Origin of the sequence: Pseudomonas morbosilactucae (assembly GCF_023241715.1) — a bacterium.
Taxonomy (GTDB): Bacteria; Pseudomonadota; Gammaproteobacteria; order Pseudomonadales; family Pseudomonadaceae; genus Aquipseudomonas; species Aquipseudomonas morbosilactucae.
Window position 1 is genome coordinate 126,402 of the sequence record NZ_JALQCW010000005.1, and the last position, 13,557, is coordinate 139,958.

Annotated in this window: 13 protein-coding genes; 10 read left to right on the top strand and 3 right to left on the bottom strand. The window is 62.0% G+C overall.

The window, feature by feature from the left end; translation table 11 throughout:
- Positions 1–252: 252 nt before the first annotated feature.
- The 7 genes from prfB to M1B34_RS03135 all read left to right on the top strand — a co-directional run bounded on the left by prfB (position 253) and on the right by M1B34_RS03135 (position 6,997).
- A protein-coding gene (gene prfB, locus M1B34_RS03105) for a peptide chain release factor 2 (RefSeq protein WP_099093329.1) occupies positions 253–1,348 on the top strand; the annotation gives its coding sequence in 2 pieces (ribosomal slippage) (positions 253–324 and positions 326–1,348; 1,095 coding nt in all).
- 112 nt (positions 1,349–1,460) lie between these two features.
- Positions 1,461–2,963, top strand: coding sequence for a lysine--tRNA ligase (gene lysS, locus M1B34_RS03110; RefSeq protein ID WP_123336774.1), 1,503 nt, complete (start codon positions 1,461–1,463; stop codon positions 2,961–2,963).
- A gap of 103 nt (positions 2,964–3,066) precedes the next feature.
- A complete protein-coding gene (locus M1B34_RS03115) occupies positions 3,067–3,783 on the top strand; it encodes a TetR/AcrR family transcriptional regulator (protein WP_123336772.1) in 717 nt (238 codons plus the stop codon).
- 81 nt (positions 3,784–3,864) lie between these two features.
- Complete coding sequence (locus M1B34_RS03120) at positions 3,865–4,407, top strand: hypothetical protein (RefSeq protein ID WP_123336770.1); 543 nt, start codon at positions 3,865–3,867, stop codon at positions 4,405–4,407.
- 34 nt (positions 4,408–4,441) lie between these two features.
- Positions 4,442–5,719, top strand: coding sequence for a flavohemoglobin expression-modulating QEGLA motif protein (locus M1B34_RS03125; RefSeq protein WP_123336768.1), 1,278 nt, complete (start codon positions 4,442–4,444; stop codon positions 5,717–5,719).
- Between the two features lie 40 nt (positions 5,720–5,759).
- Positions 5,760–6,674 (top strand): alpha/beta hydrolase, encoded by a 915-nt coding sequence (locus tag M1B34_RS03130; RefSeq protein WP_268264419.1) that lies wholly within the window; start codon positions 5,760–5,762, stop codon positions 6,672–6,674.
- Complete coding sequence (locus M1B34_RS03135; protein WP_123336764.1) at positions 6,671–6,997, top strand: PA3694 family proteiin; 327 nt, start codon at positions 6,671–6,673, stop codon at positions 6,995–6,997. Before M1B34_RS03130 ends, M1B34_RS03135 begins: the two co-directional genes overlap by 4 nt.
- A 98-nt stretch (positions 6,998–7,095) precedes the next feature.
- Here the strand turns inward: M1B34_RS03135 and lptF are convergent, their stop codons facing one another.
- The 3 genes from lptF to M1B34_RS03150 all read right to left on the bottom strand — a co-directional run bounded on the left by lptF (position 7,096) and on the right by M1B34_RS03150 (position 8,997).
- Positions 7,096–7,884 (bottom strand): lipotoxin F family OmpA-related lipoprotein LptF, encoded by a 789-nt coding sequence (lptF, locus tag M1B34_RS03140; protein WP_123336762.1) that lies wholly within the window; start codon positions 7,882–7,884, stop codon positions 7,096–7,098.
- A gap of 68 nt (positions 7,885–7,952) precedes the next feature.
- Positions 7,953–8,366, bottom strand: a complete 414-nt coding sequence (locus M1B34_RS03145; protein ID WP_123336760.1) for a DUF4398 domain-containing protein — start codon at positions 8,364–8,366, stop codon at positions 7,953–7,955.
- 286 nt (positions 8,367–8,652) lie between these two features.
- Positions 8,653–8,997, bottom strand: a complete 345-nt coding sequence (locus M1B34_RS03150; protein WP_123336758.1) for a pilin assembly protein — start codon at positions 8,995–8,997, stop codon at positions 8,653–8,655.
- Between the two features lie 204 nt (positions 8,998–9,201).
- On the opposite strand from M1B34_RS03150, the gene ppc reads away from it, so the two are divergent.
- The 3 genes from ppc (at position 9,202) to tsaB (ending at position 13,535) form a co-directional block, all read left to right on the top strand.
- Positions 9,202–11,832: a phosphoenolpyruvate carboxylase gene (gene ppc / locus M1B34_RS03155; protein WP_268261410.1), complete on the top strand. Its 2,631-nt coding sequence runs from the start codon at positions 9,202–9,204 to the stop codon at positions 11,830–11,832.
- 288 nt (positions 11,833–12,120) lie between these two features.
- A complete protein-coding gene (gene adk, locus M1B34_RS03160) occupies positions 12,121–12,768 on the top strand; it encodes an adenylate kinase (RefSeq protein ID WP_123336754.1) in 648 nt (215 codons plus the stop codon).
- A 92-nt stretch (positions 12,769–12,860) separates the two neighbouring features.
- Positions 12,861–13,535, top strand: a complete 675-nt coding sequence (gene tsaB / locus M1B34_RS03165) for a tRNA (adenosine(37)-N6)-threonylcarbamoyltransferase complex dimerization subunit type 1 TsaB (protein ID WP_268264420.1) — start codon at positions 12,861–12,863, stop codon at positions 13,533–13,535.
- Positions 13,536–13,557 lie beyond the last annotated feature (22 nt).

Here is a 13,557-nt window from a genome sequence, read left to right on the forward strand (position 1 = left end):
CAGGGGGCGGATTGTATAGCGCCGGCCGCTCTTGAGGGGGCTGGGGTTGCACGCCGCGAGCGCGGGTTTTCCGAGGCGGGCAGGGCGGGGTGAATGGGGGCGATAAAATTCAGGTGCGCCCGGATTCCAGGGGTTCTGCCACTGAAATTAGATGGCCGATTGGCCGCTAAAGCCGCTAAGCGGGCTGCCGTGATTCGGTGATTCCGTTATAATCGTCGGCTTTCGAAAGTTCGCCAACGAGTGCCGCCCCCCATGGAAATCAACCCGATCCTTAACACCATCAAGGACCTGTCCGAGCGCTCCGAAACTATTCGGGGGTATCTTTGACTACGATCAAAAGCATGAGCGTCTGACCGAGGTCAATCGCGAGCTTGAAGATCCGAGTGTCTGGAACAAACCCGAATACGCCCAGGAATTGGGCCGCGAGCGCTCGGCGCTGGCGCAGATCGTCGATACCCTGGACGAATTGAACGCTGGCCTGGCCGATTGCCGTGACCTGCTGGACATGGCCGTCGAAGAAAATGACGAAGGCGCAGTGGGCGATGTCGTCGCCGAGCTGGCCCGTCTCGAGGAAAGCCTCGCCAAGCTTGAATTCCGCCGCATGTTCAGCCACGAAATGGACCCGAACAACGCCTACCTGGACATCCAGGCCGGTTCCGGCGGCACCGAGGCCCAGGACTGGGCCAACATCCTGCTGCGCATGTACCTGCGCTGGGCAGACAAACGCGGTTTCGACGCGACCATCATGGAACTGTCGGCCGGTGAAGTCGCCGGGATCAAAGGTGCGACCGTGCACATCAAGGGCGAATACGCCTTTGGCTGGCTGCGCACCGAGATCGGCGTACACCGTCTGGTGCGCAAGAGCCCGTTCGACTCCGGCAACCGTCGCCACACCTCGTTCTCCGCAGTGTTCGTCTCGCCAGAGATCGACGACAAGGTGGAAATCGAAATCAACCCGGCCGACCTGCGGATCGATACCTATCGCTCCTCCGGTGCCGGTGGTCAGCACGTCAACACCACTGACTCGGCCGTACGTATTACCCACGTACCGACCAACACCGTGGTCAGCTGCCAGAACGAACGTTCCCAGCACGCCAACAAAGACACCGCCATGAAAATGCTGCGGGCCAAGTTGTACGAGCAGGAAATGCAGAAGCGCAACGCGGCTTCCCAGGCTCTTGAAGACACCAAGTCGGATATCGGCTGGGGTCATCAGATTCGCTCGTACGTGCTCGACGCGTCGCGGATCAAGGACCTGCGCACCAACATCGAACGCAGTGACTGCGACAAGGTGCTCGACGGCGACATCGACGAATACCTGGAAGCCAGCCTGAAATCAGGCCTGTAATACTGCAATACGGGATCGGCTGACACAGCGCGATCCCGTAGGAGCCGGCTTGCCGGCGATCCCCAGGCCGAAGGCGTGGGGGCAATGAACCTGTGATGGAATTTCAAAAGACATGAGCGACCAACAACTCGACCCGCAAGCCCTGCAACAGGAAGAAAACTCCCTGATCGCCCTGCGCAAGGAAAAGCTGGCTGCCGAGCGCGCCAAGGGCAATGCCTTCCCGAATGACTTCCGCCGCGAAAACTACTGCGAAGATCTGCAGAAGCAGTACGCCGACAAGACCAAGGAAGAGCTCGCAGAGGCGGCGATCCCGGTCAAGGTTGCCGGTCGCATCATGCTCAACCGTGGCTCGTTCATGGTGATCCAGGACATGACCGGTCGCATCCAGGTCTACGTCAACCGCAAGACCCTGTCGGAAGATACCCTGGCCGCGGTGAAAACCTGGGACATGGGCGACATCATTGCCGCCGAAGGCACCCTGGCCCGTTCCGGCAAGGGTGACCTGTACGTTGAAATGACCCAGGTGCGCCTGCTGACCAAATCCCTGCGCCCGCTGCCGGACAAGCACCACGGCCTGACCGACACCGAACAGCGCTACCGCCAGCGTTACGTTGACCTGATCGTCAACGAAGACGTGCGCCAGACCTTCCGCGTGCGTTCGCAAGTCATCGCCCACATCCGCAGCTTCCTGATGAAGCGTGACTTCCTGGAAGTGGAAACGCCGATGCTGCAAACCATCCCCGGCGGTGCTGCGGCCAAGCCGTTCGAGACGCACCACAACGCCCTGGACATGGAAATGTTCCTGCGTATCGCCCCAGAGCTGTATCTGAAGCGCCTGGTTGTGGGTGGCTTTGAAAAAGTCTTCGAGATCAACCGCAACTTCCGTAACGAAGGCGTTTCGACGCGTCACAACCCAGAATTCACCATGTTGGAGTTCTACCAGGCCTACGCCGACTACGAAGACAACATGGACCTGACCGAAGAACTGTTCCGCGAGCTGGCACAGCTGGTTCTGGGCAGCACCGACGTGCCGTACGGCGACAAGGTGTTCCACTTCGGCGAGCCGTTCGTGCGCCTGTCGGTGTTCGACTCGATCCTCAAGTACAACCCTGAACTGACCGCCGATGACCTGAACGACATCGACAAGGCCCGTGCCATCGCCAAGAAAGCCGGGGCCAAGGTCCTGGGCTTCGAAGGCCTGGGCAAGCTGCAAGTGATGATTTTCGAAGAGCTGGTCGAGCACAAGCTGGAGCAGCCGCACTTCATCACTCAGTACCCGTTCGAAGTGTCGCCGCTGGCCCGTCGCAACGACGACAACCCGAACGTCACCGACCGCTTCGAACTGTTCATCGGCGGCCGTGAAATCGCCAACGCCTACTCCGAGTTGAACGACGCGGAAGACCAGGCCGAGCGCTTCATGGCCCAGGTGGCCGACAAGGACGCCGGCGACGACGAAGCCATGCACTACGACGCCGACTTCGTCCGTGCCCTGGAATACGGCATGCCGCCAACCGCGGGTGAAGGCATCGGTATCGACCGTCTGGTCATGCTGTTGACCAACTCTCCGTCGATTCGCGACGTGATCCTGTTCCCGCACATGCGGCCGCAAGCGTAAATGCCTTGAATAAGAAGCCGCCTTTCCCAGGCGGCTTTTTATTGCCTGGGTGGAACTGACGTACCGCTTTTTGATTCTGTGATTTTTAAGAGGAATACCTGTCGTGAACCGCGCAATTGCTCAAGAAGGTGCCGCTGGCATCGCCACTGCGGTCGCTGAAAGCGTTCAGTATCAAGGTCGCAAGGCAAGCCGTCAGGGCAGTGAGCAGCGTCGGCAGGAGATTCTCGATGCCGCCATGCGCATTGTCGTGCGTGACGGCGTGCGTGCCGTGCGTCATCGCGCGGTGGCCGCCGAGGCCGGTGTGCCCTTGTCGGCCACCACTTATTACTTCAAGGACATCGATGACCTGCTCACCGATACCTTCGCCCAGTACGTCGAGCGCAGCGCTGCCTTCATGGCCAAGTTCTGGGCCAATAACGAAGGGCTGCTGCGGGAGATGGTCGCCTATGGCGATGGCAGCCCGCAGTCCCGTTCGCAGTTGGCCGACGACATCGCCCGCCTGACCGCCGATTACGTGCAGCGGCAATTGCAGAACCGCCGTGAGCACCTGATGGCCGAGCAGGCGTTCCGCCAGGAGGCCTTGCTCAACCCGCGCCTGGCGTTGTTGGTGCGCTCGCACCAGCAAATCCTGCTGCAGGGCACTTGCCAGTTTTTCCAGGTATTGGGTTCGCGAGAGCCGCAACAGGATGCCAAAGTGTTGACGGCTATAATCGGACGGATGGAATATCAGGGCCTGCTTAATGGTCCCGAGCCTCTGGCCGATGAAGACCTGCTCGGCATCCTCACCCGCTACATGCATCTGGTACTGGCTTCGGTCTGATGGGCGCTTGCCGCGCCGCACTCCCGAGGCCTTGCAGGGCATAGCGGCAACCGCGGTTCTTGTGCTCATTGGGAGTGTTGAATGAAAGCCTGGCGCGTGCTGATCGCCTTGTCGTTTCTCTTGCTCAGCGGCTGTCTGGTGGCGTTCAAGGCGCCGTTGCCGGCCGATGAAGCGGCCCCGGCGGCCCTGCTGGGCAAGTGGACCAGCAAAAATGCCTGGGGCGAGCCCTTGAGCATGGAGTTGAACCGGATTGCCGGTAATCGCTACATGGCCGTCAGCCACGGCAAGGGCAAAAGCCAGCGCGAGGTCTATGAATTCACTGTGTCCCGGCACGGCAACCGCTGGTACCTGTCGGCGGCGTTGCCAGCCAGGCTTGGCGGGCACTACACCATTGCCGGGTTCGAACTCACCGACCAGCGTGAGCTGGTGCTCTATGGCCTGGACCTGGAACAGATCAACCAGGCCCTCGGTCAAAAGGCCCTGACGGGCCAGCCCTTTTCCACGGCGCAAGGCGATGGCGTGCTGATCGACAGTGCGTTGCCCCAAGTCTTCGCCTACCTGGATGACCCCGCCAACTCCGACGTCTTCGTCGAGGCGGCGCGCTTTCAGCGGGCAAGCAAGTAAAACGCGGCACAGACGTTATCAATAGGAGCTTCCGGTGGACGATTACCAGCAGACGATACGCACCTTGTCCGATCGCATTGTGCTGGCGCAAACACCGATTCGCGTACTGGATGCGGTGAAGTGGGACGAGAACATCCGCCAGGGATTTCTCAAGGCCAAAGGCAAGGAAATGCCCGCGGTGGACCGCGCCTACTACACAGGCCGGCCGCTGTCCTTCGACTCCAGCGCGGTCAAGCTGGAGTTCCAGAACATTGAACGGGACATCACCCGGCAACTGGGCCAGTTCAACCCGGTGGGCCAGATCATGCGCCGCATGTGCAAGGAATACCGCATGGTAGTGCGCATGCTCGAGGCCCGGGGCACCGAGGATTTCGGGCTGATTTCCCAGGAGCTGTACGGCGCCGCGTCCGATGCCTTTCACGCAGGCGACCCGACCCTGGCCGACCTCGGCCTGATGCTCTCCGACTACCTGAACAACATCGATGGCCGGGGTGATCTCAAGGATGAACCCAAGGTGCTCACTGCCAAAGACGCGGTGAGCCTGCTGCAAAGCCGCCTGAACAAGGTGTTTGGCGAGGCCGAGGAAACCATTCGGGTGTTCGAGTCCGACGGCATTGTAGCCGACGCCGCGGCCGGCGCCGACTACATCAAGATCCGCAGCGACGCGATGTTCAACAACCGCGACGTGCGCGCCCTGGAAGTGCATGAGGGCCTGGTGCACGTGGGCACCACCCTCAATGGCTTGAACCAGCCGATCTGCACCTTCCTCTCCAAGGGGCCACCCTCGTCCACGGTGACCCAGGAAGGCCTGGCGATCCTGATGGAGATCATTACCTTCGCTTCCTACCCGAGTCGCTTGCGCAAGCTCACCAACCGCACCCGCGCCATTCACATGGTGGAAGAGGGGGCGGACTTCCTGCAGATATTCGAGTTCTTCCGCGAGCAGGGCTTCGAGATGGCCGAAAGCTACGGCAACGCCAGTCGGGTGTTCCGCGGCTCGGTGCCTACTGGCTTGCCGTTTACCAAAGACTTGTCCTATCTCAAGGGCTTCATCATGGTTTACAACTACATTCAGCTCGCCGTGCGCAAGGGCAAGCTCGAGCAAGTGCCTTTGCTGTTCTGCGGCAAGACCACCCTCGAAGACATGCGCACCTTGCGGCAATTGGTGGATGAAGGCCTGGTGGTGCCGCCCAAGTATTTGCCGGACCAGTTCCGCGACATGAATGCCTTGTCGGCCTGGATGTGTTTCTCCAACTTCCTCAACCATTTGAGCCTGGACCGCATCGAAGCGGACTACTCGAACATTCTCTGACTTCTGCAGGGTTTCCCGCACTTTGTGAGGCTTCCAACGGATGAGAATCCTCAGCGTCGTTCTTTTGCTTTTGAGCCTGGGCGGTTGCAGCTCGCTGCTGTTTTACCCCGAGCGCAACCTGCCGTTCACCCCGCAGCGAGCCGGGCTGGAATACCGCGACATCACCCTGACCGCTGCCGATGGGGTCAAGCTCCACGCTTGGTGGCTGCCGGCCAAGGCCGGGGTGCCGGTCAAGGGTACGGTGCTGCACCTGCATGGCAATGGCGGCAACTTGGCCTGGCACTTGGGTGGCAGTTGGTGGTTGCCAGAGCAGGGCTATCAGGTGCTGTTGCTGGACTACCGCGGTTATGGCTTGTCAGAAGGGCAGGCCAGCCTGCCGGCGATCTATCAGGACCTGGATGCCGCCTACAAATGGCTCGATGCGGCCCCTGAAGTCCAGGGCAAGCCCCTGGTCTTGCTGGGACAGAGCTTGGGCGGTGCCCTGGCCATTCATTATCTGGTGGAGCATCCCGAGCGCCAGGCCCAGCTCAAGGCGCTGGTGCTCGACGGGGTTCCCGCCAGCTATCGCGATGTGGGGCGTTTTGCCCTGAGCACGTCCTGGCTGACCTGGCCGTTCCAGGTACCGCTGTCGTGGCTGGTGCCCGACGGCGACAGCGCCATCCGTTTCATGCCGCGCCTGACCGGGGTGCCGAAACTGCTCTACCACAGCCTCGATGACCCGATCGTGCCCCTTGCCAACGGCATCCGCCTGTATCAAGCCGCGCCCCCGCCAAGGGTGCTGCAGTTGACCCGGGGCGGTCATGTGCAAACCTTCGCCGATCCGACCTGGCGCACTGTGATGCTGCGCTACCTGGACGATCCGCAACACTTCAACGGGTTGCGCCGCCTGGGGGAAATCCCCAATTACCCGGCCCCCGCGAATTCAGCAGTTGAACCTCCAGAGAGTCCGCAATGAGTGAAGAACGCAACGCCATTCCCCTGATCATCACCGGTATCTGCACCATCCTCGGCACCGTGGGCTGCCTGTGGTACTACGGTTACCTGCACTTCGCCAAGCCCACGGATGCGCTGCTGCTCAACGATTTCACCATGCTCAAGACCGTGCCGGGGGAGGATTACAAGGTGTCCCTGCAGCCGGCCGCCGAAGTGGCGCAGTGCATCGATGGTGTGCTGGTGCTGTTCGATACCGAGCAGAAGGGGCTGACCGGGGTGTTGGTCAATAACAAGAAGCAGGCCGTACGCTGCATCGGCCAGGAAACGCCGCAACAGGTTCAATAACAGGCGCTCAGTAAAACGCGCTGTCCCTTGGGGGGCAGCGGCGTTTTAGTGTGCCTGCCTGAAAAGAGGCAGGGCTTGAGGGTGACGCCGTCGGTCTATCAGTTGCTGCTGACAGACGAACGTGGCGCGACCGGCTGGTTGTCGTTGGAAATGGTCACTTCCACACGACGGTTCATCGCCCGGCCAGACACACTGGCGTTATCGGCCACCGGGTATTCCTTGCCGTAGCCCTGGGCAACGATACGTGCCGGGTCGACGCCCATCTTGATCAGCGCGACTTGCACCGAGGTGGCACGGCGCTCGGACAGCGACTGGTTGTAGCTGTCGGAACCGGTGCTGTCGGTGTAGCCCTCGACGATCACTTTACGGTCCGGGTTTTCCTGAAGGAACTGCGCCAGCTTGTTGATGTTAACCAGGCCGCTGGATTTCAGGTCGGACTTGTTGGTGGCGAACAGCACGTCACCGAAGGTCACCAGGGTGCCGCGATCGGTCTGCTTGGCGTTGAGGCTGTCCTGCAGTTGCTTGATCTGAGCGTCACGGGCATCCAGGCGGGCCTGGGCGCGTTGGGCCGAAGCGTCTTTGAGGTTGGCTTCAGCGGTGCGCAGGGCAATGGTCTGCTTGGCCACTTCAACCCGCTGGTTGGTCAGGTAGGCCAATTGGTCGACTTTGCTCTGGTCTTCCTTGTTCAGGTAGGCCTTGTCGGCCTTGTCCAGGTAGTCGGCAGCGTCCTTGGTTTCCAGCGCAGCCACTTTGCTGGCTTGCGGGTCGGCTTGCAGGCCCGAGTAGTTGGTCCGGGCTTGCTCCAGGTTGACGTTAGGCTGGGAGGAGCAGGCGGCCAGGCCGACGCTGAGGGCCAGGAGGGCTGGGATCATCACTTGTTTACGCATAATGGTTCGTCCTTTCTATCGGTTGCAGCTTCAGGCTGCGAAGTCGTTCAAGCGGCAGGCGCGGCGGTTTACTGCACGCTGCGCTGGCTTTCCTGACGCAGTTCCTGAACCCCTTGCTGAGAGTCCTTCACGGCCTGCTCGGCTTTGGCGGCCTGGGCCTTGCGCTCGGCAACACGGGCATCCCACTCGGCCTGCTCGGCCAGGCGCTTGGCTTCGTCATACTTTTTGTCGTGCATGGCGATTTCGGCTTGTTTGAGTTTGTCCTGGGCCGACTTCATTTCCACCGCGGCAAATTCGGTACCGCCAGCGCTCACGGCGCTGTTGACTGCTGACTGGGTCACGGCGTACTGCTCGGTCGGCGGGTTGCCGGCGCAACCGGCCAGAACCAGGCTGCTGCCCAGCGCCAGGGCGGCCAGTTTGAGACCGCGCAGAGGGGTAGACGAGGATGTGGCAGTGCTGATCTTCATGGTCTTCAACTCCATTGGGTAACTCCTGGAAAACATCAAAATCCATCCCGGTTCTGGCGCCGTAACGCTGAGTGACGGCGGACGCTGTTAGCGACAATTGAAACGGCCGTTCCAGTGATGGTTATTGGCTGTGACCGGCGGCTTTTTTGAATAGTTCAGAAAAGATGGCGATTGGCCCGAAGACAATGCTGACCGAGCGGTCAGCGCTAAAACGTCTGAACTTTTGCCGCGGCCAGGGGTATTCCCGGCCCGGTCAAGGGCCAGGAATAAAGGGCTTCAGCGATGGCTGGGCGGGGGAGAATCAGTGTTTCTGGTCGTCGTTCTGGGCCGACAGGTCCTGCAGGTGGCGCCGGGACAGGGCGAGAAAACGCGGTGTAGCGCCGACGTCCTCGTACAGTGGGTTGTCCTCTTCATCGGTGGCCACCACGTGCTGCCCCTGAATGTAGGGGAAGCTGGCTTCCAGTTCTTCCAGGGCGGCGCCGATCAGCTCCCCGAGCAGTTCTTCCGGGTGCCGCTTGGGGTACATCTCGGCCAGGGCCGCCAGGCGCGCGGCAGCCTCGACGTCCAGATGAATCGCGTAGCCGGTCTTGGTCAGGCGACCCTTGGCGTTTTCTTCCCAGTGTTGTGCGAGTTCACGGATTTTCATGGCGACCTCAATCAGCGAGCTGCTCGTGGCAGTCTGTGGTAAGTGACCGGCCGGCGCCGGTGCTGGGCCGTTGTGCGGCCTAGTCTTGAGACTAGTCGGATCGCATAAGGTTTGGTGGCGCTTTGTTGCAGGCTTGCTAAGAGCGTGGCGCTGGCGGCACTCTTGAGGCTTTCGTGCCGCCCCGAGTCTGCTGGAGACCCCTCGATGACCGATATTGATGCGCGCTTGCGCGAAGATGTTCACCTGCTGGGTGAGTTATTGGGCAACACCATTCGTGACCAGTACGGGGAGGGGTTTCTCGACAAGATCGAGCAGATTCGCAAGGGCGCCAAGGCTGACCGTCGCGGGTCCGCCGGGGCCGAATTGAGCGCCAGCCTAGATCAGCTGAGCGAAGACGAATTGCTGCCCGTGGCCCGGGCCTTCAACCAGTTCCTCAACCTGGCGAACATCGCCGAGCAGTATCAGTTGATTCACCGGCGCGACGAGTCGCAACCGGCCCCCTTCGAAGCCCGCGCCTTGCCGGAACTGCTGGCGCGCCTGTTGGCCGCCGGCCACAGCGCCGACGCCTTGGCCCGGCAATTGGGGCGCCTGGAGATCGAACTGGTGCTGACGGCCCACCCCACGGAAGTGGCGCGCCGCACCCTGATCCAGAAATACGACGCCATTGCCGCGCAATTGGCCGCCCAGGACCATCGCGACCTGACCAGCGCCGAGCGTGGGCAAATCCAACAGCGCCTGCAGCGCTTGATCGCTGAGGCCTGGCACACCGAAGAAATCCGCCGCACCCGGCCCACCCCGGTGGACGAGGCAAAGTGGGGCTTTGCGGTGATCGAGCATTCCCTGTGGCAGGCCATTCCGAATTACCTGCGCAAGGCCGACCAGGCCCTGCATGCCGCCACTGGCCTGCACTTGCCCCTGGAGGCGGCGCCGATCCGCTTTGCCTCGTGGATGGGCGGCGACCGCGACGGTAACCCCAATGTCACTGCCTCGGTCACCCGGGAAGTGTTGCTGCTGGCGCGTTGGATGGCGGCGGACCTGTACCTGCGCGATGTCGACCATCTGGCCGCGGACCTTTCCATGCAACAAGCCAGTGCCGCCTTGCTGGCCCAGGCAGGGGACAGCGCCGAGCCGTATCGCGCGGTGCTCAAGCAATTGCGCGAACGCCTGCGGGCCACCCGGAACTGGGCCCAGGCGTCCCTGAGTGGCAGCGTGTCGGCGGGCGCCGATGTGCTGCAGAACAACCGCGATCTGCTGGATCCGCTGGAGCTGTGCTACCACTCGCTGCATGAATGCGGCATGGGGGTGATCGCCGATGGCCCGTTACTCGACTGCCTACGGCGGGCGGTGACCTTCGGCCTGTTCCTGGTGCGCCTGGATGTACGCCAGGACTCCAGCCGGCATAGCGCCGCCATGACCGAGATCACCGATTACCTGGGGCTGGGCCGCTACGAGGACTGGAGCGAAGAGGAGCGCATCACCTTCTTGATGCGTGAGCTGGGCAACCGTCGTCCGCTGCTGCCGGGCTACTTCAAGCCCTCGGCAGACACCGCCGAAGTCCTTGCCACCTGCCGCGAAATCGCCGCTGCACCGGCAGCGTCCCTGGGCTCCTATGTGATTTCCATGGCCGGGGCGGCTTCCGACGTGCTGGCGGTGCAACTGCTGCTCAAGGAATCCGGCGTGTTGCGGCCGATGCGCGTGGTGCCGCTGTTCGAAACCCTGGCCGACCTGGACAACGCCGGCCCGGTGATCGAGAAGCTGCTGCACTTGCCGGGCTACCGTTCGCGCTTGCAGGGGCCGCAAGAAGTGATGATCGGTTACTCCGATTCGGCCAAGGACGCCGGTACTACTGCGGCAGCCTGGGCGCAGTACCGGGCCCAGGAGCAACTGGTGAATATCTGCCGCGAGCAGCAGGTGGAACTGCTGCTGTTCCACGGCCGTGGTGGCACTGTCGGCCGTGGCGGCGGCCCGGCCCACGCGGCCATTCTGTCGCAGCCACCGGGTTCGGTGGCCGGTCGGTTCCGCACCACCGAACAAGGGGAGATGATTCGTTTCAAGTTCGGGCTGCCGGACATCGCCGAGCAGAACCTCAACCTGTACCTGGCTGCCGTGCTTGAGGCGACCGTCTTGCCGCCGCCCCCGCCGGAACCGGCCTGGCGCCACCTGATGGACGAGTTGGCCAGCGACGGGGTTAAGGCTTACCGGGCGGTGGTGCGCGACAACCCGCAGTTTGTCGAGTACTTCCGCCAGTCCACCCCGGAGCAGGAACTGGGGCGCCTGCCGTTGGGCAGCCGCCCGGCCAAGCGCCGCGCGGGCGGTATAGAAAGCCTGCGGGCGATTCCGTGGATTTTCGGCTGGACCCAGACGCGCCTGATGCTGCCGGCCTGGCTGGGCTGGGAGGCGGCCCTGAGCAAGGCGCTGGAGCGGGGCGAGGGTGAGTTGTTGGGGCAGATGCGTGAGCAGTGGCCGTTTTTCCGCACCCGCATCGACATGCTGGAGATGGTGCTGGCCAAGGCCGACGCAGAGATTGCCCGGTCGTATGACGAGCGTTTGGTGGAGGCGGAACTGCTGCCTTTGGGCGCACATTTACGCGACCTATTGTCGCAGGCCTGTGCGGTGGTCCTGGGCCTGACTGGCCAGTCGCAACTACTGGCACATAGCCCAGACACCTTGGAGTTCATTCGCCTGCGCAACACCTACCTGGACCCTCTGCATCTATTGCAGGCCGAACTGCTGGCGCGCTCGCGACAGCAGGATGCGGCGCAGGACAGCCCGGTAGAACAAGCGCTGCTGGTGTCTGTGGCGGGCATCGCCGCCGGTTTGCGCAATACCGGCTAAGCCGGCCACGCGCTTGGGTTGGCCCTGGCACGGCTGTGGTCAGGATGATCTGAAGGTGTCCTTCAGAGCGTTCTGGCGACACTTTGTTGCTGGGGTGCGACTTGGTACAGCCCGTCGAAGGGCTGCCACAGCAGCCGGTTTCTCCGACTTTCGGCTGCTTGTGTGGTCCCTGTCGGCTGTGTATCTTGATCAGCCTTTGGCCGTTTGGGCGGCCACTATCCTATTGACGAGATTGGCCCCACGAGGCGAATCCGAGCGTTTCTAAATAAAAAATTGAGGAGCACATCGATGCGCGTAATTCTGCTGGGAGCTCCCGGGGCCGGTAAAGGTACTCAGGCAAAGTTCATCACCGAGAAATTCGGCATTCCGCAAATCTCCACTGGCGACATGTTGCGTGCTGCGGTCAAGGCCGGCACCGAGCTGGGCCTGATCGCCAAGAGCGTGATGGACAGCGGTGGCCTGGTATCCGATGACCTGATCATCAACCTGGTCAAGGAACGTATCAGCCAGGCCGATTGCGCCAACGGTTTCCTGTTCGACGGCTTCCCACGCACCATTCCCCAGGCTGAAGCCCTGGTCAAAGCCGGTGTCGAGCTGGACAACGTAGTGGAAATCGCCGTCGATGACGAAGAGATCGTCCAGCGTATCGCTGGCCGTCGTGTGCACGAGGCTTCCGGCCGCGTTTACCACACCGTCTACAACCCGCCGAAAGTCGAGGGTAAAGATGACGTCACGGGTGAAGAGCTGATCCAGCGTAAAGACGACACCGAAGAAACTGTGCGTCATCGTCTGTCGGTCTATCACTCCCAGACCAAGCCGCTGGTGGCCTTCTACCAGAACCTGGCCGCTAGCCAGGGCAAGCCGAAGTACAGCCATATCGCGGGTGTCGGTTCGGTTGAAGCGATCACCGGCAAGGTGCTCGAAGCCCTGAGCTGAGTTGCCTGATCGGTTTCATCGTCAACGGCCCGCTTGCGGGCGTTGCTGTTTATAATGCGTCACTTTTTTCACTGACCCCCATGGATACATCGATGAGCACCTTGCTGGCCCTGGACACCGCGACTGAAGCTTGCTCCGTTGCCTTGCTGCACGACGGCAAGGTCACGAGCCATTACGAGGTGATCCCGCGCCTGCACGCGCAGAAGCTGTTGCCGATGATTCAGACGCTGCTGGCCGAGGCGGGGACCACCCTGCAAGCGGTGGATGCGATTGCCTTCGGTCGCGGCCCTGGCGCCTTTACCGGGGTGCGCATCGCCATTGGCGTGGTGCAGGGGCTGGCCTTTGCCCTGGAGCGTCCGGTGTTGCCGGTGTCCAACCTGGCGGTACTGGCGCAGCGGGCCCTGCGTGAACACGGTGCAACCCAGGTCGCGGCGGCCATCGATGCGCGCATGGATGAAGTCTATTGGGGCTGCTACCAGGAAACCGCCGGCGAGATGCGCCTGGTAGGCGCCGAAGCGGTCTTGCCGCCGGAAGTCGCCCATTTGCCCGAGGCAGCCACTGGCGACTGGTTCGGTGCCGGCACTGGCTGGGGTTACGGCGAGCGCATCGCTGTTAAATTGGCTGGCCAAGACGCGGCCATGCTGCCCCACGCCGAAGATCTGCTGACCCTGGCGCGCTTTGCCTGGGAACGTGGTGAAGCCATCGTCGCCGACGACGCCCAACCCGTGTATCTGCGGGATAAAGTGGCCACGCCCAAGGCGCGTTGATCCCCGTCTATAGGGTCAGTCG

Excerpts from the sequence above, each read along its gene's own strand:
- M1B34_RS03150 (WP_123336758.1), bottom strand. The coding sequence starts at position 8,997 with ATGAAAATCCGTGAACTCGCACAACACTGGGAAGAAAACGCCAAGGGT.
- tsaB (WP_268264420.1), top strand. The coding sequence starts at position 12,861 with ATGAGCACCTTGCTGGCCCTGGACACCGCGACTGAAGCTTGCTCCGTT.
- lptF (WP_123336762.1), bottom strand. The coding sequence starts at position 7,884 with ATGCGTAAACAAGTGATGATCCCAGCCCTCCTGGCCCTCAGCGTCGGC.
- adk (WP_123336754.1), top strand. The coding sequence starts at position 12,121 with ATGCGCGTAATTCTGCTGGGAGCTCCCGGGGCCGGTAAAGGTACTCAG.
- ppc (WP_268261410.1), top strand. The coding sequence starts at position 9,202 with ATGACCGATATTGATGCGCGCTTGCGCGAAGATGTTCACCTGCTGGGT.
- M1B34_RS03130 (WP_268264419.1), top strand. The coding sequence starts at position 5,760 with ATGAGAATCCTCAGCGTCGTTCTTTTGCTTTTGAGCCTGGGCGGTTGC.
- lysS (WP_123336774.1), top strand. The coding sequence starts at position 1,461 with ATGAGCGACCAACAACTCGACCCGCAAGCCCTGCAACAGGAAGAAAAC.
- M1B34_RS03145 (WP_123336760.1), bottom strand. The coding sequence starts at position 8,366 with ATGGAGTTGAAGACCATGAAGATCAGCACTGCCACATCCTCGTCTACC.
- M1B34_RS03135 (WP_123336764.1), top strand. The coding sequence starts at position 6,671 with ATGAGTGAAGAACGCAACGCCATTCCCCTGATCATCACCGGTATCTGC.
- M1B34_RS03120 (WP_123336770.1), top strand. The coding sequence starts at position 3,865 with ATGAAAGCCTGGCGCGTGCTGATCGCCTTGTCGTTTCTCTTGCTCAGC.